Source organism: Methanosarcina barkeri MS (genome assembly GCF_000970025.1).
In the GTDB taxonomy this organism is placed as follows: Archaea; Halobacteriota; Methanosarcinia; order Methanosarcinales; family Methanosarcinaceae; genus Methanosarcina; species Methanosarcina barkeri.
The window spans coordinates 1,235,610-1,256,786 of record NZ_CP009528.1 but is presented as its reverse complement, the minus strand read 5'-3'; the positions used below and the strand labels follow the sequence as shown (position 1 = coordinate 1,256,786).

The 21,177-nt window shown below is 39.3% G+C and carries 13 protein-coding genes and 1 pseudogene; 2 read left to right on the top strand and 12 right to left on the bottom strand.

Translation table 11 applies throughout. The features are described from left to right. Positions 1 to 471: 471 nt before the first annotated feature. From MSBRM_RS05150 to mtbC, 6 genes and pseudogenes are all read right to left on the bottom strand, one after another. Positions 472 to 885, bottom strand: coding sequence for a response regulator (locus MSBRM_RS05150; RefSeq protein WP_048154930.1), 414 nt, complete (start codon positions 883 to 885; stop codon positions 472 to 474). Between the two features lie 38 nt (positions 886 to 923). Then, the gene (locus MSBRM_RS05145; RefSeq protein WP_048154927.1) at positions 924 to 3,518 is read right to left on the bottom strand and encodes a histidine kinase dimerization/phosphoacceptor domain -containing protein; all 2,595 of its coding nucleotides are present in this window, start codon (positions 3,516 to 3,518) and stop codon (positions 924 to 926) included. Positions 3,519 to 3,593: 75 nt separating this feature from the next. Next, on the bottom strand, positions 3,594 to 4,379 hold the full coding sequence (locus MSBRM_RS05140) for a helix-turn-helix transcriptional regulator (protein ID WP_048119277.1): 786 nt from the start codon (positions 4,377 to 4,379) through the stop codon (positions 3,594 to 3,596). 1,785 nt (positions 4,380 to 6,164) lie between these two features. Continuing rightward, on the bottom strand, positions 6,165 to 7,607 hold the full coding sequence (locus tag MSBRM_RS05135; protein ID WP_048119280.1) for an APC family permease: 1,443 nt from the start codon (positions 7,605 to 7,607) through the stop codon (positions 6,165 to 6,167). 293 nt (positions 7,608 to 7,900) lie between these two features. Further along, positions 7,901 to 9,304 (bottom strand): annotated as a pseudogene (mtbB, locus tag MSBRM_RS05125) ([dimethylamine--corrinoid protein] Co-methyltransferase). 71 nt (positions 9,305 to 9,375) lie between these two features. After that, complete coding sequence (gene mtbC, locus MSBRM_RS05120) at positions 9,376 to 10,020, bottom strand: dimethylamine corrinoid protein MtbC (RefSeq protein WP_048154921.1); 645 nt, start codon at positions 10,018 to 10,020, stop codon at positions 9,376 to 9,378. A gap of 1,046 nt (positions 10,021 to 11,066) precedes the next feature. Here mtbC and MSBRM_RS05115 point away from each other — a divergent pair. Continuing rightward, positions 11,067 to 11,582, top strand: coding sequence for a hypothetical protein (locus tag MSBRM_RS05115; RefSeq protein WP_230669059.1), 516 nt, complete (start codon positions 11,067 to 11,069; stop codon positions 11,580 to 11,582). Between the two features lie 47 nt (positions 11,583 to 11,629). Here the strand turns inward: MSBRM_RS05115 and MSBRM_RS05110 are convergent, their stop codons facing one another. Beyond that, positions 11,630 to 12,454, bottom strand: a complete 825-nt coding sequence (locus MSBRM_RS05110) for an alkaline phosphatase family protein (protein ID WP_048154915.1) — start codon at positions 12,452 to 12,454, stop codon at positions 11,630 to 11,632. Between the two features lie 1,000 nt (positions 12,455 to 13,454). Between MSBRM_RS05110 and MSBRM_RS05105 the strand changes: the two genes are divergently transcribed. Next, a complete protein-coding gene (locus MSBRM_RS05105; protein WP_048154912.1) occupies positions 13,455 to 14,159 on the top strand; it encodes a C39 family peptidase in 705 nt (234 codons plus the stop codon). Between the two features lie 647 nt (positions 14,160 to 14,806). Here the strand turns inward: MSBRM_RS05105 and MSBRM_RS05100 are convergent. The 5 genes from MSBRM_RS05100 to MSBRM_RS05080 form a co-directional block, all read right to left on the bottom strand. Beyond that, positions 14,807 to 17,374, bottom strand: coding sequence for a DUF3344 domain-containing protein (locus MSBRM_RS05100; protein ID WP_230669057.1), 2,568 nt, complete (start codon positions 17,372 to 17,374; stop codon positions 14,807 to 14,809). A gap of 1,126 nt (positions 17,375 to 18,500) precedes the next feature. Then, positions 18,501 to 19,511: a PKD domain-containing protein gene (locus MSBRM_RS21645; protein WP_268989047.1), complete on the bottom strand. Its 1,011-nt coding sequence runs from the start codon at positions 19,509 to 19,511 to the stop codon at positions 18,501 to 18,503. 17 nt (positions 19,512 to 19,528) lie between these two features. Next, complete coding sequence (locus MSBRM_RS21640) at positions 19,529 to 19,915, bottom strand: DUF3344 domain-containing protein (RefSeq protein WP_048154901.1); 387 nt, start codon at positions 19,913 to 19,915, stop codon at positions 19,529 to 19,531. Positions 19,916 to 20,320: 405 nt separating this feature from the next. Further along, on the bottom strand, positions 20,321 to 20,668 hold the full coding sequence (locus MSBRM_RS05085) for a hypothetical protein (protein WP_048154898.1): 348 nt from the start codon (positions 20,666 to 20,668) through the stop codon (positions 20,321 to 20,323). Between the two features lie 118 nt (positions 20,669 to 20,786). Continuing rightward, entirely contained in the window at positions 20,787 to 21,095 is a 309-nt protein-coding gene (locus tag MSBRM_RS05080; protein WP_052712709.1) for an NUDIX domain-containing protein, read from the bottom strand. Between the last annotated feature and the right edge of the window lie 82 nt (positions 21,096 to 21,177).

The window sequence follows — 21,177 nt, the reverse complement described above, 5'->3', positions numbered from 1 at the left end:
TTATCACAAACCTTGGACCGAAGGCAAACTTCTGTATTGCTTCCGGTATTGAACCCTATATAAATTAAGATATATAACCCACCCCGTATGGCACTTACAAAAGAATAGGAACTTTAAACTGACCCTGTCAATGGCAAAGGGGAAGAACTTTGTCCGGGTGCAAGGGATATTTTGATCCTATTAAAAATTTTAATTGTACTATTAGTAAAAGTTGAGGGAGATGTTGGGAAAAAGGTGCCGGAAGAATAGGAAGGCACCTTTGTCTTTAAAGAAAAAGAGTAAACTTTGGCTGTCCGGAAGATTTCAGGATTTTTTAAATAACCTGGGAAAACAGTTTCCTGCTAGATAAATAACGAGTTTTTCCTGAGCCATCTGGCTTTCTTATTTCTTTGCTGTTGACCACTCGAGCTGTTATTTCATTCTGTTTCTGTTTCCCGAAATATCTTTCGTTCTGCTCTTTTTCGTCCTGAATCATTCCGTTTTTTCTTTTTCCTTCCTGTGCCTGTGCAGGGCTATCTCAATGCTGCTGTGCAGATCATTCTCATCAAAAGGTTTTACGATATAACCAAAAGGTTCAGTTTTTTTAGCCCTTTCAAGAATCTTATTATCAGAATAAGCAGTCAGGTAAACAACCGGGACATCAAACCTTTCCCTGATTTCACCTGCAGCTTCTACGCCGTCCATATCACCTTTTAACATGATATCCATAAGCACAACATCAGGGAAAGTACTCTCAGCCTTGCTAATGGCATCCTTTCCGGACGAGGCTACACCGGTAACCGTGTACCCCAAACTCTTTACCATTTTTTTTATTCCCATTGCAACGATATGCTCGTCTTCAACGACAAGAATTCTGCCTTCCACCTTTTTTCGTTCTTCTGCCATTATTCTTCCTTCCACCACTATCACACATTATTTATAATTCATTTTCTGAGAAAACTAATCTCGAAACTTGTTCCCCTGCATCGATCAAGTCTAATATCCCCTTCAATCTGATCTACAAGCGTTGTTACCAGCTGTAAGCCCAAGGAAGTTGTGTTCCGGAAGTCCAGATTCTCAGGGAATCCCTTGCCGTTATCTCTAACTATAAGGATCAACTTCTCATCCTTGTCCTCTGTTACGCCGTTAAGGTCAGTCTGTTCATTATTCTGCGGCCTGGATTTTGTATTTTCGGAGTTGTCAGGATCCTTATTCTGCAAGGTAGAGTTTTCTCTACTTCTGTGCAACTCAATATATATCTCTCCTTCTTTCTCTCCGGCAAAAGCATGTTTCAGAGAATTTGAGACCAGCTCATTGACAATTATTCCCAGGGGAACAGCCGTATCCATTCCAAGGAAAACCTTTTCGACATCCAACTTCAAACTCACTTTTCTGCTGTCCAAAGAGTAGGACTGGAACAGGTAATCTACAAGATTCTCAATATAATCCGCAAAGTCCACACTTACCATATCCTCGGACTGGTAAAGTTTTTCGTGGACAAGAGCCATTGATTTTACCCTGTTCTGGCTGTCCCTGAAAGCCTCGATCACATCCCTGTCCGTAAAATTTCCGGACTCAAGATATAAAAGCATAGAAATCACCTGCAAATTATTCTTAATGCGGTGATGAATTTCTTTTTTGCGGATTTCCTCCATCTGGAGAAGTGCATCTTCGGCTTTCTTATGCTCGGTTATGTCCAGAATAATGCCCTGAAGATGGACGTCGCCGTCCTCGCTGCGCTGGATAAATGTCCTTTCGTCAACCCAGCGGGCCTCCCCGGATTTTGTGAGAATCCTATATTCTGAGGTATAGTCCGCGCAGCCGGCTTCAACGTTCATTTCAAGTTCGTCGGTCATCTTTTTCAAGTCTTCGGGATGCACAATATCCCCATAAAGAAGCCTGTTCGAGGTGAAATCCTCTACCTCATAACCCAGCCTGGTAATATTTTCCGAAACAAACTCTGCAGGCCACTTGGGTTCATACTTCCACAGAAACACAATTACAGGACTTGTATTGATAACCCTTTCCAGCTCTTCCTTAAGCTGGTTGGAACGCTCAAGTTCTTTCGCATAGTCCAGAAGGGCTTTTTCCGCCTCTCTTCTCTGGGTTGTAATCATATCAAGAGCCTGACGGGTTTCTTCGATTCCGTCCGTAAGCAGCTTGAAATCACCCTGCCCATGGATACTGATCTGCCGTTTAAAATCATTCTGCTGGAATGCAGTAAGAACAGCATTTGAATCATCAATAATACTGTTCAAAGTTTCTGAGAATTTGTCAAGTGTATTTCCGAGTTCTCTAAACTCTCCCTGTACATCCACATTTACCCTCTCTTTTAACTCCCCTCTTGCAAGTGCATTGGTTACTCTTATAGACTCTCTTACAGGAACAATTACAGCTTTAAGGATTTCATTCAGGCCTGTAGGGATTTCTCTGAAATCTCTCTCCACATCTGTGTCTGCCCTGACATCAAGTTTTCCTTGAACCGCATCCTGGGCAATGTTCTTGAAATCCTTAACGATTTCATCTATTGGCCTTGTAATAGAAAGAGCAATCATATAAGCAAGAGCCGCCATAAACAGAATGGAAATTGCAGAAATGACCAGAAGCCTGTTCCGAAGATCAACAACACCTTCAAGCATTTCCTCTTTAGGAATTACAAGCACAAAGGCGAGATTTCCGGTTCGCACAGGTTCATAGAACATTACAACAGTTTTGCCTGTGGTAGAGTCCAGGGTCTCAATATATCCGCCAGTTCCGTTTTTTATATCATCTGCGGCTCTGGATATTTCTTTCGAATTAAAGTCGTAGAGACTCTTTTTCCCGATCCAGTCCTTGCGTGTAGGGTGAGAGAGCAGGACGCCTGTGTTGCTTACCATGAAGGCGTATCCTGTGTCAAAAGCTTTGACCTTACTCAAAACATCGTCCATATAATCAAGAGGTACATCCACACCGGCAATCCCTACAAACTCTCCATTTTTAAAAATAGGAGAGTCATAACTCACCATGAATATTCCTTCATAAAAGTAGGGTTCGGTCAGGACATCTTCTTCTCTGGCTTTTGGCAGCTGGTAATAATCAGAAAAATCATAGTGGACAAGAGGCTCAATTGTCATAGGACCTTTAATTTTATTGCAATAAGGAACAAATCTGCCTGTTGCATCGTGTCCTGAGGCGTTAATATATTCTGCATCTTTGCCATCAAAAGCGTTTGGCTCGTATCCCACATAAACCCCAATCAGATTTGGATTTTTTTCAAGGATATTCTCAAGGATGCCTATTACCTCAGTCCTGTTGGAAGCCTTGTAATTTTCCATTGTAAGAGCAAGAGTTTTTGCAACTGCGCTGTTAGCTTTCATGCCGGTATCGAACTGGTTTGCATAACTGCTTGCCATTTCAATTGATTTCTGATAAGCCAGCTTTTCTTCCTGGGAGGTGACCGTACTGATGATCACAGCCGTAGAAACTGCGAGAACAAGAAAAACCCCAACAACAATGTAGATAACTAGCTTTGATTTCAGGGGGAAATTATTAAATCTCATAGTCAAAACTCCAGCCAGTTATGAAAGAAAGGTGGAAGGCCTATTTTGGTCCTGCCTGTAAAGATAAGGCATGCTTCAGATTTCGATTACTTCTTGAGACAATTCATTATAATGCATGAAAAGCTCCCTTCCCCAGCGAAGAGCGCTTGCATCGAAACTCATCACTTTCCTATGGTCGTATTTTCCCTGCTTGTTGAAGAGGCAGATATACATGAATTTTTCAGTAACAGCAATTGTCGGAAGATTCAGGTTTTCCTCGCAGATCTTAACAACCGTACTCTCGGAGTCGAGCAGGGTTTCCAGCTCGTCTCTACAATCATTTTTTAGCCTTTCAAGTACGGCTTTTGTAAGCACTATTTCCATTTCAGCTCCGCTTTTTGCAAGCCTGGAATAAAGCGACGAATAAAGAGGATGATAGTAAGAAAGCGAACTCATGATGCATCTGGACTTTATAAGATTCTCCGTAAATTCCCTTGGAAGGTCAAACAGATGGTTAAGATCAGGTTCGATTACCATGCACTCACCCAATTCTCCAAGCCGCATAAATTGCTCCTGGGGAATGACACTTGTATCCCGGCTTGTCCAGTATTCCTTGTTTTCCTCGAGGACCTCAAGCGTATTCAGGAGAGGGAGCATGTTTCCTACAACAAGTTTTCCAATCTCCGAGAGCATATAAGTGTTCTCTTTCTGAAGGACCAGGCCCTGTTTTTTAAGGATTTTAATCTGGGGCATCATCGCCTTTGAGGTCACGTTGAGAGAGGTTTTTATTTGCTCAATATTCCTGGGACCTTCCATAAGCAGGAGAAGGAGATTTTTTCTTTTTTCAGAAAGCCAGATAGTGTCACACAAAGATGAGCTCATTGTTAACTTATATATATAGAGAGTACTTTTATTAAAAGATTATGTTACAAACGAGTTATATTTAAAAAAATTTTGATTTTTAAAAAGATTCTAAAAGGCTTCCTGAGCTTTGATAGACTAGGTTGAAAAATTTAACGGCATTAAAATATCACTTTACTTTAGAACCTGCATGTAGCTCTTTCTCCTACCCGAAACTTTTGCAAGAGCAATGCGAATCGGGCTATATATTATTGAAACCATAGATAAATCACTTGCCAGTTAACAAGAACAAATCCAACAAAAAATAATTGCCTGAAAGAACAATGAATACTTCTGGAAGGGCAAGTAATAAATTAGAACTAGCGTTAAAAACGGGATATATGGTCACAGGATAAACAAAAATGGCAAGAAAGATAGGATAAAGTGACCGCTAAAATTATTAAAAATGACAAGAAAAACGGAATAAAACAACCACCAATAATAAAAACTGTAAAATAAAAAACGACATAAAAAATGAACTAAAAATGGCGCATTAAAAACAGATTAAAAGTACAAACATTAAAAAACGATAGAAATTATTGCATCCTTTTGAGAAGAGATTAAAGAGTACTGCTGGATTCATGCCGGATCTATGTGAAAATCTGGCTGAAACTCACGGTATCTCTGGAGAACTAAAAAGGAACATTTCAGGTTTAACCGAAATTTTCCTTACTCCGAATTCCAGCAAATGCATTAAAAATGTACCAGAGCTTTGGTATGTGGGAATGCCATAGCTTCTGGATACCTCCGTAACTGAATTTTTTCACTATTACTATCTCAACTATAGCCCTATCTCAGAATAAACTACGCAGATGTCCAATTGGACTTTTTGATTTTTCAATATCAAGATAACCAATCAAAGTACAATAACTTATAAGTTGCAAAGGTTATTTCATTGCAGGTAATATGTCAGATTAGACAGTTAGTCCAATTGCAGTTATTAATTTCACTACAAACAATATACTTGGGATATGAGGTCTAATGATGACTTTTTACCTTGTAACGTGATATAGTCAAGTTATATTCTTCGTACTTATTTTCCTCACTTTTTCTATTTTTCCTCACTTTTTCTATTTTTTACCCCTTACTCAATTTTCGGCCAGAATGGTTATTTTCTTGTAGAGCTAATCCTAAAACTCAAAACAGTTTCTTTTGAGCTATAATTTGCAATTCTCAAAACTTTGGATCATGAAAACAGTTTTAAAAATATACCGATTGAGAATAAAAGTCACGCCTGTAATTGTTGCAACAAAAATCTCATTTATCATGAGCAGTTACATTATTTAGCCTCGTGACTAAAAGTTGGCTTTGGGATGAACTCGTAGAATTGAGATAGCGAAAATGTCTTTAGTTTCAAGGCTTTTTGTCTTTTGATAATAAAAAAATGAGTATGAGGCTTCAGGATTATTAAGGTTACATATTTTCTATAATATTATTATCTGTAAATTAATATTAGTATCTATAAATTAATATTATTATCTGTAAATTAATATTATTATCTGTAAATTAATATTATTATCTATAAATTAATATTATTATCTGCAAATTAATATTATTATCTGTAAATTAATATTATTATCTATAAATTAATACTACCGCATATAGATTATGTATCCTGTAGCCACCTATTTTCTGCTAACCCTTTTTGCACCAGAAACAGAACTCATGATCCGATAATATTTATCGACTCACGAGTTTGACCGGTTTCCGAAAAATGAAAACGGTGGAAATTTTCGGATTTACTTTTGTAATGTCTCTTTGCGCCCTTTATATCGTGGACTCGCCTGATAGGGAATTATCCGTCTCTAAAGTTGTCCTGTTTTCATTTTGGGAATAGTACCAGAGAGGGAGATAAAGGGCAAGCACCACGAAGCCAACTATCGTTGAAGTCCAGCCTAACTCAAGACTGTTAAGGTATATTATCCCAATAAGACACAGAGGGAGGTTAAAAAACCCAAAGAAAAGGGCTACGTATTGCCAGCTTCCAGGAGCTTTGAACGGTCTTTCAAGCTTAGAGAACCTCGGGTCAATTTTTGCCTTAACATACGCGAGCAGACTTATCCCGTTGGCACAGACATAACCTATTGCTGAAGCTGCAACTATAGCTGCAGGAGTTCCCAGGCAGATGAAACCCATATTCAGGAGGGCAATGACGATCATTGCGTTGACTGGAGTTCCATGTGAATTCATTTTTCCAAAGAACCCTGGCAGATTTCCTTCTTCAGCCATGGAATACATGGCCCTTGAAGCTCCAAGGAAGGCAGTCTGGATAATAAGAACCATTGCCGCAATCAACATGAAGATAGTCAGAGATCCACCTATAGGACCAAGGGTCATCTGGGCTATAGGCAGCATTGGAGAAACCGGTTCGTCCAGGATTCCTTCAATTCCCAGAGCTCCTGTACAGGCTGCCTGGACAAGAATGAAGGTCACAAGACATATCGCACCGCAGATAAAGAGGGCTTTTGGGACATCTGATTTGGGCTGTTTATATTCGGGCCCGTAGATCGCTGCGGTTTCCCAGGCGCAGGCACTCCACTGAGCCATTGCAAAAAGCCCGAGCAAGATCAGGATATGCTGGATATCCCAACTCCAGTTTGTGGGAAGCCAGGCACCGGTAATATTACTGATCTCAAAGTGCCCGGTTACGAAAGGCGCAAGGGCAATAATGATAAGTGGGGCAAGCGAAAGCACGGCAAGAATGTACCCGAGCTTTGCTCCACCCGATAGCCCGCGATAATTAACCAGGATAAGAAGCACGAATACGACTGCACCGGACGCCAGGTAAACAACAAGGTCAGGCACACCTGCAAGTGCAGGGACCAGGCCTTTAAGATAGCTTCCGATCAAAATTGAATAGATTGCAAGAACCGGATTCCAGGCAAACCAGTAACTCCAGGCACTGAAACCTCCAAGCAATTTGCTAAGGTCATATCGGTTATTTGCGTTACCCGTAAAAACACTCTGGGCGTACCCTGGAAGCCCGGATGCTTTCGGGAACATTGTGGCAAGTTCTCCGTAAGCAAAATTTTGCATGAAACCCTGAAAGACAGATAGCGCCCAGATAATGATTGCAAAGGCCCAGACATAATTTGCAAAATAACCTATGGACGGCAGGATCAGCACAGGAACCCCCAGGGCAATTGCAAGTCCTTGCTTCCAATCAATTGTTCGCTGGAGCCCTCCGTTTTCACTGTTTTCGTCGCTCATTTTCAAACACACTCCTATAATTACTATAGACGGAAATTGACGATTCGCACAGCTCTTGCAGCATAAATCGACTCATAAAAGCCTGCAAATGGAAAAAGTGGAAAATCAGGAAAATCAAGCCTTCCCAGAATATTATCAAGAAATATCTTCCAGAACTATTTTCCAGAAATATCTCCAAGAGATATCTTCCAGAAACATCGCCTAGAAACATTATCAAGAAATATTCTGAGAAAGATCTACAGGAGATCTATATCCGCTTTTTCGTATCTTCTTAGTTATTCTGGAGCTTTTCTTTACGCTATCTGCTTTCTGAAGAGATTGCAGGAATTAATCTTAATACCGAGCAACTTTTCAATGTTCATCTTTGCAGCAATACCCTTTGCAGCGCCTGGTACTGACGTTATAATACCAATATCAAGTTCTTCACGCAGTTCGCGCATAACGTGCTCGTCTACAAGGTCCATCTTGTCGACCCCGAGTTTCTTTGCAACGTACTCTTTTGCCTCACCTATGCGCATATTCTTTGAGAACTCCATTCTTGCAACAAGGTCTCCTGCAGCTCTCATACCAGTCATACCTGAAGCCATTATGTGGGAAATCGGCATACCCATTGGGTCGCCGACTCCGATCTATATGCCGTCGACGCCTGCGATTTCGACCATTGCCTTGCTTGCTCTGGTAACCGCATCAATTGGAGGTGTTTCGAGCATGGGAATTCCGCCAACTCCCATACCCATATTTACATGACAGGGGATTGGAGAAGCTCCTACGGCAGCCTTGATGAAAGTAACTGCACGAGCAAGGTTCCAGGCTGAGGTCTTACTGGTATTGGTGTTGCATACTGGTCCAAATACATTTGCTCCGGCTTTTGCAACAAGCGGGGCCTGCTGATGAGGCCATAATCCGGCAAGGGTAACGCCGTCATACTGAAGGTTTCCGTGCATACCAAGGACACACTCCCCAGCCATACCTGCTTCAATGTACATATCAGGGAACTCTTTTCTGAGGGCTTCAATCGCATGGAGTGTACCATACATGTCACCGTCGCCTGCTGCACCGGTTGTGTCGAAGTTGACCCCATCGGCACCGGAGGCAAAGAGCTTCTGCATAACCCAGACAGTGTCTCTTGTCAGGTGTTCTGCAGCATGTTCCATTGATTCCCAGGCTTCCTGAATCTTGAAAGCCTTCATGAGGTCGCCAGGGTTCTCGAAAGGTCCATCAGGAGTATAATACAATCCCATGTTTGGCATTGCGCCGTAAAACAACGGAATAACCATGTTCTGCTGGCAGACTTCCATTGCCTGGCACTCGTTTGATACAACAGGTTTGACAGGCTTGAAGCTGTAATCAATGTGCCCGAGTTCCATTGTGTCAGCACCAAAAGCACGCTCGTGCGTCATGCAGCCAACTAAACGGCTGGAAGGAATACCAACACCGCTGTTGCCCTGGTCACCGTCAAGCCTGATGGTACCGATGTCGTGTGTCACAGGAATTTCCATACCCTGTTCGACACTAACAGTCTTGCCGGGCATCATGAGGATCTCTGCAAGCTTGTCCATTTCATTGGCGCTCAAGGTAGGGATCTCGCCAAGGTCGGCAGCATTTGCAGTTCCGGCCTCAATCTCCGCCATTATTTTTTCTTTGGTAAGGTAGACACGTTTACCGTCTCCCATACGCAAAGCGTATTCGGTTGCCATTTTTATCCTCCATAAGATCAACTTAGTTTAGACCACAAATTTTATTGACAAATTATATTGATAATTGGGGTTCAGAGTAGCATTTCCTTTGCTTTTGCGACAGCTTCGCTTGCGTTTTCAGCATAGCAATCGGCACCGATTTTGTCAGCCCAAGACTGGGTCGCAGGGGCTCCGCCTACCATGACTTTTACTTTGTCCCTTAGCCCTTCTTCCTTGAGGAGCTCAATTACATCCCTCTGCCCCTGAAGGGTTGTGGTCATAAGGGCGGAAATTCCAACCATATTGGCATCGACTTCCTTTGCCTTTTCGATGAAGTTCCTGACCGGAACATCCCTGCCAATATCATATACTTCAAAACCAGAAGACTGGAGCATTGTGGATACTATGGACTTACCTATATCATGAACGTCGCCTTCGACCGTACCGTTTACGATAATCCCTAGTTTCTTACTCTCTGTTCCTGCAGGGAGCTCAGCTTCAAGCACTTTAACCCCTGCTGTCATTGCATCAGCAGCCATCATTACATGGGGCAGGAAAAGTTTCCCTCTCTCAAAAAGAATTCCTACCTGGTTCATGCCTGCAGAAAGACCTTTGTCAATGATCTCAGCTGGTTCCATAACTTCTTTTGCTTTATTAACAGCTGCGAGCACTGCATCTTTTTTACAGGAGATAACTGCATCAGAAAGATCCTGAATAAGTTCCTCTTTGGTTGCCATTTTTTGTACCTCCACAAATGCCAGAAATTCCCTTAGTATTTGAAGAGAAAACTAAATCTAGCATTCTAATTGGATATTTATATATAAGTCCAGAATTATTTAGCCCAACCTGTAGAGTTTTTTCAAAAAAGGCAGGAACTTGAGTACTGCCTATGAATTTGAAAAGCCAGTACGTTATGACACCCCTGATGGACAGATCTCAAGTCATGAGATTTTTCAATGGTATTGAAAATTTCAACGGTTTGCAGAACTAAATTTGTTTTTAAGAAATAGAGAACACTAGATTTAGGGTTAATTTCGCCATAGTTGACATATGAGCCTACCAGGTTCTTCAACCGAGTCAGGCTCTTGTCAGGCAAACTTCTCTGTTTTTCCGAGTTTAGTAGATTATGCAGCCCACTTTCCGCAGCATGTTATATCAATTTATATAATTGTTTCTGCCATTGTTTTTTCTGAAGACGGACCTGTTTTCTCAAACATGTGTTTTTGAAATATCCTGCAGTTTTCGACCTTTTTCCTTTATTGAAAATTTTCAGTATTGATATCTTGAGGCTTCGGTTGAGGTAACAATTGCAAATTTTCGAATAATTTTCCAAAAACGATAACATGAAAAATGTTATTTTTTTGAAAACATCTGTCGAAAGTGAAGTTGATAATAATATGATTCTTAATTCCATTTTTTGGTTGTTAACTTATGCTCAAACTAAATGTTTAGGGTTATTGTTTCCTTTAATGAAATTTCATCCTTATTTTTTCTCATTTTTGCCTCTACTTCTATTGTTTTTCATTTCATACTCTCCGTTTAATTTTTTACTCTGATTATTTTCATCTAAAGTTTTGATACTAGTTAAATTTTTTTATGATGAGTGCTTTTTTTAATTATGGTGTCTTAATGATTAATGGGAAGTCACTCGCTGCAGAGCAATTAAGGGAAGTTTATTATGTCTGTTTCTCTCAATCAGCACAATTATATCCAGAAAAATTTGGAAAGCTTTCTGGAATTTCAATCAAACTATTCGTCTGATAACTCTTTTTCTTTCGGGCCTTTGGAAGGAATAAAACTCTTCCTTGATATGGACGGAGTCCTTACGGATTTCACCGCAGCCTGTGAGAAGATCGAGGGCAATATGATGTTCTGGTACAGTACCGACAGAGAGCTCTTCTGGAAAAAGATTACATCTGCAGGAATCGAGTTCTGGTCCGAGATGTCCTGGATGCCCGGTGGGCAGGAATTGCATGGTTTCCTTAGAAGCTCGGGACTTTGTCCGACAATCCTTTCTGCGCTTCCCGGACCTGAGAGAAAAAAAGCCTTAATCAATGCTAGAGAAGGAAAAATCAAATGGATCAGGAAGGAACTCGGGCCCTCTTATGCAGAGGCTGCAATTCTCTGTTACCGCCCGGAAAAAGCCTTACAATCAGGGTTTGCAAGAGTTCTTATTGATGACAACTCTGAGAATATCCGCGAATGGGAAGAAGCAGGAGGTATAGGAATCCTGCATAAGAACACCAGTCGGACGATCCGGTGTTTCACTAAGGTTCTTAAAGTCGAGCAAAAGTTCTGATATGCTAAACTTTACAGGTTAAACTTTACAGGGGAGGTCGAAAAGGCTTATTCTTCCTGATTACAGGCTACGATAAGAGCCACAAAGTTTTGCCTGTGGTTTTTGATATATTCTCCTTCCACATCTTTTAACCACTTTTTTGCTCCGTGAATTGCATGGTCCCCGCAGATAAAGAAAATCGTTCCTTTTTCCGCATTTCTGAAAATCTCGCCCAGGTTTTTATCCACAGCCTTTGCAGCCTTTTTCAGTTCTTCCCAGCTTTCTGCCCTGTGAGAAAAACGGTCAAGGGTTCTGAGGTGAACCGCCAGTATATCGGGCTTTTCTTTAAGGGCATGTAGCGCATAGTTTGTTATCTGAAGGTCATAATCCAGGATATCCTCGGAATTCGGAACTCCATAAAAGTCCTTTATCCTTCCCCTGAAACTTTCCGCACCTTCGGTCTCTATGACTGCTGACGCTTTCATGCCTGCCCTACAAGCCCATTCCATAATGCTTTTCAATTTTGGGTTTTCCGAGTCTTTTGTCCTTTCAGTATAAATGTCTGCGGTCGAGTAGATATTATGTTCTTCTGGTAGATATCCTGTAAAGATTGATGCAATCGCAGGGGAGGTTATTGTTGCCGGGGATTTACACCTGAAGAGGAGCCCTTTTTCGGCGATTTTGTTCAAGTTCTTCATTATCGGAGAAAAATAGTTATAAAGAGAATACCCCAGACTGTCAACCACAATGATTACTGCTCTTTTGCAGCTTCTTTCCTTTGCGTAGCTCTCTACTTCCGGAATTGACCTGCCAGTTGGCGGAACCATAGGGATTTTCAGTAATCTCGAGATCGTAGGAGCAATATCAATGGTGTTGCACTCTATAATTTTCATAAGCTCTCTAATATATTATTTAGCAAGCTGGCTTATATTTGTTTCCTGTATTCAGGTTTTAAACTCAGGTAACTGCAACTAATTATATTGGACCAAGTATGAATGTTCAGGGAATAAAATGAGTATCCAGGATAGAATAAACGCCAAAAATGAAGAGTTATCTGAAGCAGAATCCTCTAAGAGCATGTCTTAAAATTAAATCTGGTTCTATAATTGAGATAGGACTTATGCATTTAAATTGATAAACGGAGTGTTAAACTGTTAATATCCAAAACGAAAGTTTAAACCATGACTTTTATTGTGCTTGATTTTATACATCGAGTGCGTAATATGAATTTAAATGGAACGTTGCATATTATCTAATTGTATAAATGATTTTTATCTAATTGTATAAATGATTTTTATCTAATTGTATAAATGATTTGAATTTTAAGACAGTCTCTTAGAGTCTGCCCTTTATACTAGTTGTTAGGGTAAGTTTGATTTATGCAATTAAAAATCTCTCAAAACAAACTAAAAAATCAACTATTTAAAAAATTAACTATTGTTTTAACCCAAGATAAAAAGGATAAGATGTTTATTTCTTTGAAAGGTTTTAGAGATTTTTATTATCTTGTGCATCTAATCAGCTACTTTGTTTCTAAATCTTGTTTCTCATAAATATAATTATAATATTTAGTATTGTATTTAAATAAATAAATAAATAAATAAATAAATAAATAAATAAATATTAAACAGAATATAATTTATCTGATATTAAATGTATGTCAAGAAATAACTTAAACCAATTTTTACACTGTACTCAAACACTAATAAAACAGTTTCATTTCAGTCGAATAAACCGTTGCTTGCAGCTGGGTGCCCAGCGTAACTTTGATTCAAAACACAAATCGTCGCTCAAGCTATTTAGCTACGACTCTTTAATTGAAGAGGCCTGATCTATACTCTTTAGCAAAAACTTGGTCTCTTCTCCGAATTTGAATTTTGTGAGGATACGTCTATGAAAATAGATAATAAGAGTTTGAAGATAAGAAAAGCAGCATTTCTTCTAAGCGTTGCTGGTTTGGTAATATTAACAGCTATAGGAATGCCTGCAGGCGCCAGTGAGATCAAAGTTAAAAGTGTAGTTCCTGAGAATAACACAACTATGTTGTTACAGGTGCCTGATGTGCGCCAATCCACCAACTACTCGTGTGGGGCTTCATGCTTTCAGGCTGTAGTAAGCTACTGGGGCGGTAAAGATATGGGAGAAGGCCAGTTTATTGAGCTCGTCAATACTACTCTTGGAGAGACTGAACGCAAGGGCACCACCCCCAGCGGCATAGTAGAAGGGGCAGAAAAAATGGGGTTTAGAGCTGAGATTAGGGAGAACCTGACACTGGACAATTTAAGAGACTCCATTAATAAGGGCATTCCAGTAATAGTTAGACTTCAGGCCTGGAAGGATGAGAATCAAACTTGGGAAATGAATGCGAGCAGTCACTACATGGTAGTCATAGGCATAGACAGCAAAAATGTGTACTTTGAAGACCCATGGATACTTGGCAACAGAGGGTATATTCCACATGATGAGTTCATAGAACGTTGGCATACTTTCAGTTATGAATCTCCTACAGCTGATAAAAAAACAAATATGATTCATATGGGAATCTTTATCAGTGGAGACAAGCCTGCACAAAATCCTGGTTTCATACACGTGGACTAAATCCAGGTACCAATATGCTTGAATATGTCCAGAATTGAGAAATCTAAGAGGCTGTCTTAAAATTCAAACTATTTCTACATTTGGATAGTGATTGTTGTTGATTTTTAATTCAGATTGTAAATTTATTAGATTAGGCTTACTCACTCTATGTATGAAATCAAATACATCAGACATTATAGTTAAAATTTATACTTTAACTATTTAAAATTTTGATGCCACCATTTTTCAGTACAAATGAGTAATTACTATCACTATTACAGAATCAATCTAATATTAAGACACGCTCTAAGAAGGGAAAAGGTTTTTCAGAATTGATTAGATATACCCTATCAGGCTACTTTTTAGGACTTATATCCAAATTGCCCAATTTATATTCTACCTTAATCATATTGGTTTGGGCTTTTAGAGGACGAAAGAAATTTCAGGATATATCAATTTTATTATTGTTCCGTCAATAATCAGTTGATATTTTTCCAGAATATTCACATTTGTACTCCGATCTCATACCTGCTTATGTACACTAACTTTTTGTATACAGGTAAGCTTAGAAAACAGAAAAACTCAAAAAAACACAAAGATAAAATATCAGCCAGCCACTAAGCACAACTTAATTATTTACTAAATATAAAAATGAAAAAGCAGCCTTATTAGGCCGCTTCTGCCCAAAATATAAGGCTTCCATTAAACTGTCCTGTAGAGGAATAATTTCCTGGTAGGTCAAGCTGGGCTTCCGAGGTTTCGGACGCGTTTGAAGCTATTGTCTTACTGTAATCAGAACATTTGTTCTGGTCAAGCATAAGCCCTGTATTAAATGGGCCGTCATCCTGGTCTTCCACTTCAGCCGTTACTTTTATACTACCGTGTCCATTGTTTTTAAGGGTCAAAGGTACGGACTCGCTCGACGCTCCCGGTTTTACTGTTCCGAAATTGACTGAGTTCGGTGTGACCTGCAAGCAAATAGCAGGTGTGATGTTCACAGTAAGTGATACCGTAGCTGAATCAGATCCAGATGAACTGGTTCCATTATCACATGTTCCGTTATCACTGGTTCCATTATCACATGTTCCGTTATCACTGGTTCCGTTGTCACTGGTTCCGTTGTCACTGGTTCCGTTGTCACTGGTTCCGTTGTCGCTGGTTCCGTTGTCACTGGTTCCGTTGTCACTGGTTCCGTTGTCGCTGGTTCCGTTGTCACTGGTTCCGTTGTCACTGGTTCCGTTGTCACTGGTTCCGTTGTCACTAGTTCCGTTGTCACTGGTTCCGTTGTCACTGGTTCCGCCTTTATAACTGACAGAAAGGATTGCACTCGAGGGAGCAAGGTAGTCCCCACTATTATCTGTAATAGATGGAGGAATTATCTGAGCCATGTTATTATTGGCCAGGAGATAATTTCCGACAGGTCTAGCTTCATCGATATCCAGATCCGAATATGGAGTCGAGTCATAAACACCGGATATGTTCATTTTATTAAATTTCAATCTAATGCCATCATGTCCTCCAGACTGGACTACAGTCAAGAGCTTGGCACTGTCTACATTGCTGAGATTTATAGAGCCGTTGAATGGGATTTTTACGGTAGCCTCTTCAGGAGTCAGACCACCTGAAGTACTCATCGTACTCACCATGTCACAGCCTTCATTTATCCAGTATTCGGTTTCGTTTCCTGTGGCATCTTCATACACCACAAGTAAACCAATTCCGTCAAAGCAGACAAAGTTTCCGGTATCACTATTGGCATTTGTAACTACTGTGGTATAATTTCCACTTCCTTTTATAAGATCCGTTACATCATAAGCCCAAGTACCACTTGGGTAGTCATATACAGAACCCCATCCCTTCTGGTCACTGTATTCGGCATCCGGAGTCAGAGAAGTCCCCTGGAACTGCAGGTTCATGGAAGGATAGACTCCGGTAGTGCGTGTAGCACTCCATGTCCAGTAATTATAGAGTCTTGCAAGCTTTACAGTTGCATCTGCAGGAAGCTTCAGGTTGTGGTGTACTGTATATGTGCCGTCAGAAAATACCTTGCCGCTGTACTTGCTGTCTCCGTACTCATAAATTATGTCGCCTTTAACAGTGTCATGGGCATAAGTTTCAAGAGGCTTGTCTCCAGTATATCCGTTAGAGGTATCAGAGGAGTTATTTCCACTACTGTTGTCTGAGGAGTTATCACTACCATTGTCTGAGGAGTTATTTCCACTACTGTTGTCTGAGGAGTTATCACTACCATTGTCTGAGGAGTTATCACTACCATTGTCTGAGGAGTTGTTTCCACCACTGTTGTCTGAGGAGTTATCACTACCATTGTCTGAGGAGTTGTTTCCACTGCCGTTGTCTGAGGATGAAGTAGTGTATTCAGCTGTCATTATAGCAAGTGCATTTTTATAGAATGCGTCAGTCCGATCATATGTCAGGGTATTTGCACCTGTCGATTTAAAATCGTCCGTAACATCCCAGGAATCAGATCCACAGTAAGTTCCCTGAGGTGTACCTGAAGTGAGTGCATTTCCGTTGAAAGTGTATGACCCGTCTGTACTTGCCATGTGTACATCTGTAAGCGTTGCATCTGTCAAGGACGCATCAGATGGCAAAGCTGCCTGGAAAGACGTACTCCCAACGTAAGTTTCGCCATTGTCATCAACATAATAAGTATCCGGATCATGTCCACGGTTTACCTGATACCAGATCTTTTTTCCACTACCATCGTCGTAAGCTACAATGAGGGTTATCAGTTTTATTCTGCCATCAAATTTATTGTCACTAGGTTCGGTATGTACGGTAGCCTTGTTTGCCCCGGACTTTACAAGACTTGTGACATCATAATACATCATGTAGTCACTGGTTACCCTGTTAACGTGGTCGTTTACCTGGACATATGCTTTTCCGTTATTACCTCCATTAGTAATGTATGTATAAGGAACATTGAGGGATTCTGTTCCTAGAGTTTTATCGTTAAAGCTTACTGTTGCTGTTCCTTGATAATTATTTTGCATGTGTCCACAGTATACAGTTGTGAGCAACATTGCCCATTCGACCTTGGCGTTAGACGGCAATGTAAAGGTCTTGTCTATAGTTTTAGCGTCGTGTATTGGCTGATCTGCTGTTCCGTAGTAGCTGTCACAATAGACACCTCCACTTACTGTTCCGCTGTGGACAGAAGCCAGAGGGACCCCGCCGACGTAATTGTCAGCCAGGCAGACTCCACTACTCAGCATCAGAGTTAACAATATCAAAATTAGTTTTCTATTCGTTAACCTTCCTCCTGTACATCAATTAGAGAAAGAATTCTAGAGATCTGTGAATAAGAAGCTCTTTTCAAAAAAATAACAGGAATCTAGACTATTACCTGTAAAAGCAGAGCCAAGTCGTTTTCATTGGGTTTTAAGGAAAGTATCAAATGCTTTTGTCAGACTGAATGGATCATATTAATTTCAGTTCTGAGTGACTCCTTTAGACAGTTATCTTCAGGATTCTTTCTCCCAACAATTTTCCAATTGTTAATTTTGATTACTTTTTAAGATAAATAATCATTTTCTTAATAACTATTCAGATATATTAATCTTTCCAAATGTTTTATATGTGCAGAAATATATAAGATATTATGTGAATTGTAATTATAAATTTCCTAAAAATTATTTGATTGATGTTGATTTTTTACTTGACAGATTATAATTGTTACTAATTAAAAATTCAAAATAAAATGTCTAAACCAGCAATTAAAAAATTTTGATTTCATAGGTTTGCCTATCAATTTTTATAATGGTGTTTAATGTTTTTGATTTGTCCCAGCTAATTAATTACTGAGTATCTATTTATAGTTCAATAAACGATTATTTATCCTAAAATTTATAATTATTATTAAATAGTAATCTTTATTTAATAGTTTTTATGAATAATTGCTAAAAACATGTGCAAATATTGGAAACATTGCTTTATAATCCTGATTTGGAAGTTTTTATAAGTTGACTACAGTGCGCCTCATAGAATGGAGAAAATTAAAGAACATAAGGTAGAAATCCAAACAATTTGAACTAAGCAAAAACGTGAAGCTCATTTATACATTACAAGATTTACATTCCTGTTAAATAATGATTTAAGCGATATTAAATAACTATCTTGGAGTCACAAACTTTAAATATGAAAATAGTTAAATAAATAGTCTCAAAAACGTAGAATTCTCAGGAAAATAAACGTAGAATTCTCAGGAAAATAAACGTAGAATTCTCGGAAAAATTGCGGGAGCAAAAAGTGAAAAATTATTATGTATTTTTTAGATATAGTAAATAGCTCCCCCCACTACATAAAACCTTGCCATTTTACATTTTATGGAGATTTATTTAATTATTTATTTTTAACTGTTATATACTTTGATTTCGTTACTTTATTAATACCTGCTGCATTGGAAACTGTAAGTGTCACTGTATATTTTCCTGCTTTGTAATACTTATGGACTGGATTCTGTTTGGCTGAAGTTTTTCCATCTCCAAAATTCCATTTCCATTTCGTTGGCGTTCCTGTACTTTTGTCAGTAAAGGTAACTTTTAATGGTGCTTTTCCGGAGGTTGAAGATGCAGAGAAAGCAGCAACAGGTTTTGCTGTCACTGTGATATACTTTGATTTCGTTACTTTATTAATACCTGCTGCATTGGAAACTGTAAGTGTCACTGTATATTTTCCTGCTTTGTAATACTTATGGACTGGATTCTGTTTGACTGAAGTTTTTCCATCTCCAAAATTCCATTTCCATTTCGTTGGCGTTCCTGTACTTTTGTCAGTAAAGGTAACTTTTAATGGTACTTTTCCGGAGGTTGGAGATGCAGAAAACGCAGCAACAGGTTTGTTACTTGAGGTCTTGTATTCTGCTGTTATTATGGCGAGTGAATTCTTATAGAATGGAGCACTCCTGTCATAGGTCAGGGTGTTTGTGCCGGTAGATTTAAAGTTGTCTTTAACACTCCATGAATCGGATCCACAATAAGTACCCTGAGGTGTACCTGAAGTGAGTGTTTTTCCGTTGAAAGTGTATGATCCGTCTGTACTTGCCATGTGTATATCCGTAAGTTTTGCAGATGTTAGTGTAGAACCCGCTGGTAAAGCTGCCTTAAAAGCTGTGCTTCCAATGTAGTTTTCACCCAGGTTATCATCACTATAATAAGTATCCGCATCGTGCCCGCGGTTCACCTGATACCATATCTTTTTTCCGCTGCCGTCATTGTAAGCTACAATGAGAGTTATCAGTTTTATTCGACCATCAAATTTACTATCACTGGGCTCCGTGTGTACGGTAGCTTTGTTTGCCCCGGACTTTACAAGACTCGTGACATCATAATACATCATATAGTCACTGGTCACCCTGTCAACATGGTCGTTTACCTTGACGTATCCCTTTCCATTATTGCCTCCATTGGTAAGGAATACAAAAGGAACTTTAAGAGATTCTGTTCCGAGGCTTTCCCGTTAAAACTCACCTTTGCAAGCCCCTGGTAATTATTTTGCATGTGTCCGCAGTATACGGTTGTGAGCAACATTGCCCATTCGACCTTGGCGTTAGACGGCAATGTAAAGGTCTTGTCTATAGTTTTAGCGTCGTGTATTGGCTGACTTGCTGTTCCGTAGTAGCTGTCACAATAAACACCACCACTTACTGTTCCGCTGTGAACCGAAGCCAGAGGGATCCCGCCGACGTAATTGTCAGCCAGGCAGACTCCACTACTCAGAATAAGAGTTAACAATATCAAAATTAGTTTTCTATTCATTGACCTTTCTCCCGTACTTCAATTAGAGAAAGAATTTCCAGAGATCTGTGCATAAGCAGTTCTTATCAAATAATTAACAGGAACCTGAGTGTTGCCAATAAAAGTAAATTCAAATAATTATTATTCTGTTTTAGAAAATGTGACCAAATGTGTATTCGAACTAGATATCTCAAATTAATTCCCGTTTCTGAGGGACTCCTTTAGACAGTTATCTTTTGGGTTCTTTCTCATAAGATTTTTCAAATTATATCTAATATTTAATACAAATAATCATTTTATTAACAATTATTCAGATATATCAATCTTTCTAACATTTTAAAATTGAAAAAATATATAAATTTTTATGCGCATTTGTTATTTTTATTTTGACAAATTAAGAGATTTATCTTAAAGTGCAGGTGTTAATTATTGAAAACCATAATAATTAGCAATCTTTTTCATTTTTCCAAAAAAATAGTGATAATGGTCGTGGAAATTTCTTATGAATCGGAGAATTTTTAAAGATTCTATCCCAAAACTTCCTGTAATTTCATTATTACTGCTAAGATTACAACTCCCAAATATGATATCTCTTGTATCCTCTTCAACTTGTATGGGTAAAAGCAGTAATGGATTTCTAACCACAGACAAAATGTAATAGTTATTCCATCTTCCTTTATCAGTTATTCCATTTTCCTTTATCATATCATGGAGTAAACTTTGAGTAAAAATAGAACTTGAAGCTTTAAAACAATCTCTGGCTTCGCTGGACATCAATCCAGATGAAATTAAAAATGGAAATTAAAAATGAAATGTATGCCAAAGCTTTTCATATTTTATTTTCTATCATTGAAGTTTCCACTCAAATGTGAAGAAGATACCTTATTTATTCTTATTTACTCTCCTTTTCTTTCAACCCATAATAAATATCCAGTAATTTGAGGGTGTTTTCAGAGACCTGCACCTTCATTTCCTTGTCCGGCCTGAAAAAAGCAAAATGGTGGATCTCACTTCTTGGTTCTGGCACTCCTTTAGCCTTAATCTTGAAAACCTTGGACGCATGAAACTTGAAAAGGTATCTTACATCGTATGCCCGAAGCCCTGTTTCTTCCCGAAGTTCCCGGATTGCGGCTTCGATGCTAGCTTCCCCCTTCTTGGGTCTTCCTCCGGGAAGCCTGTAGTAAGAGCCTGAACTGCTCACCAGCAGGATTCCTTCATCGGTTTCAAATATTACTGAGCCTCTTCGATTGTCGTATGCGCTTGAAATATTTTTTACCTTCTGT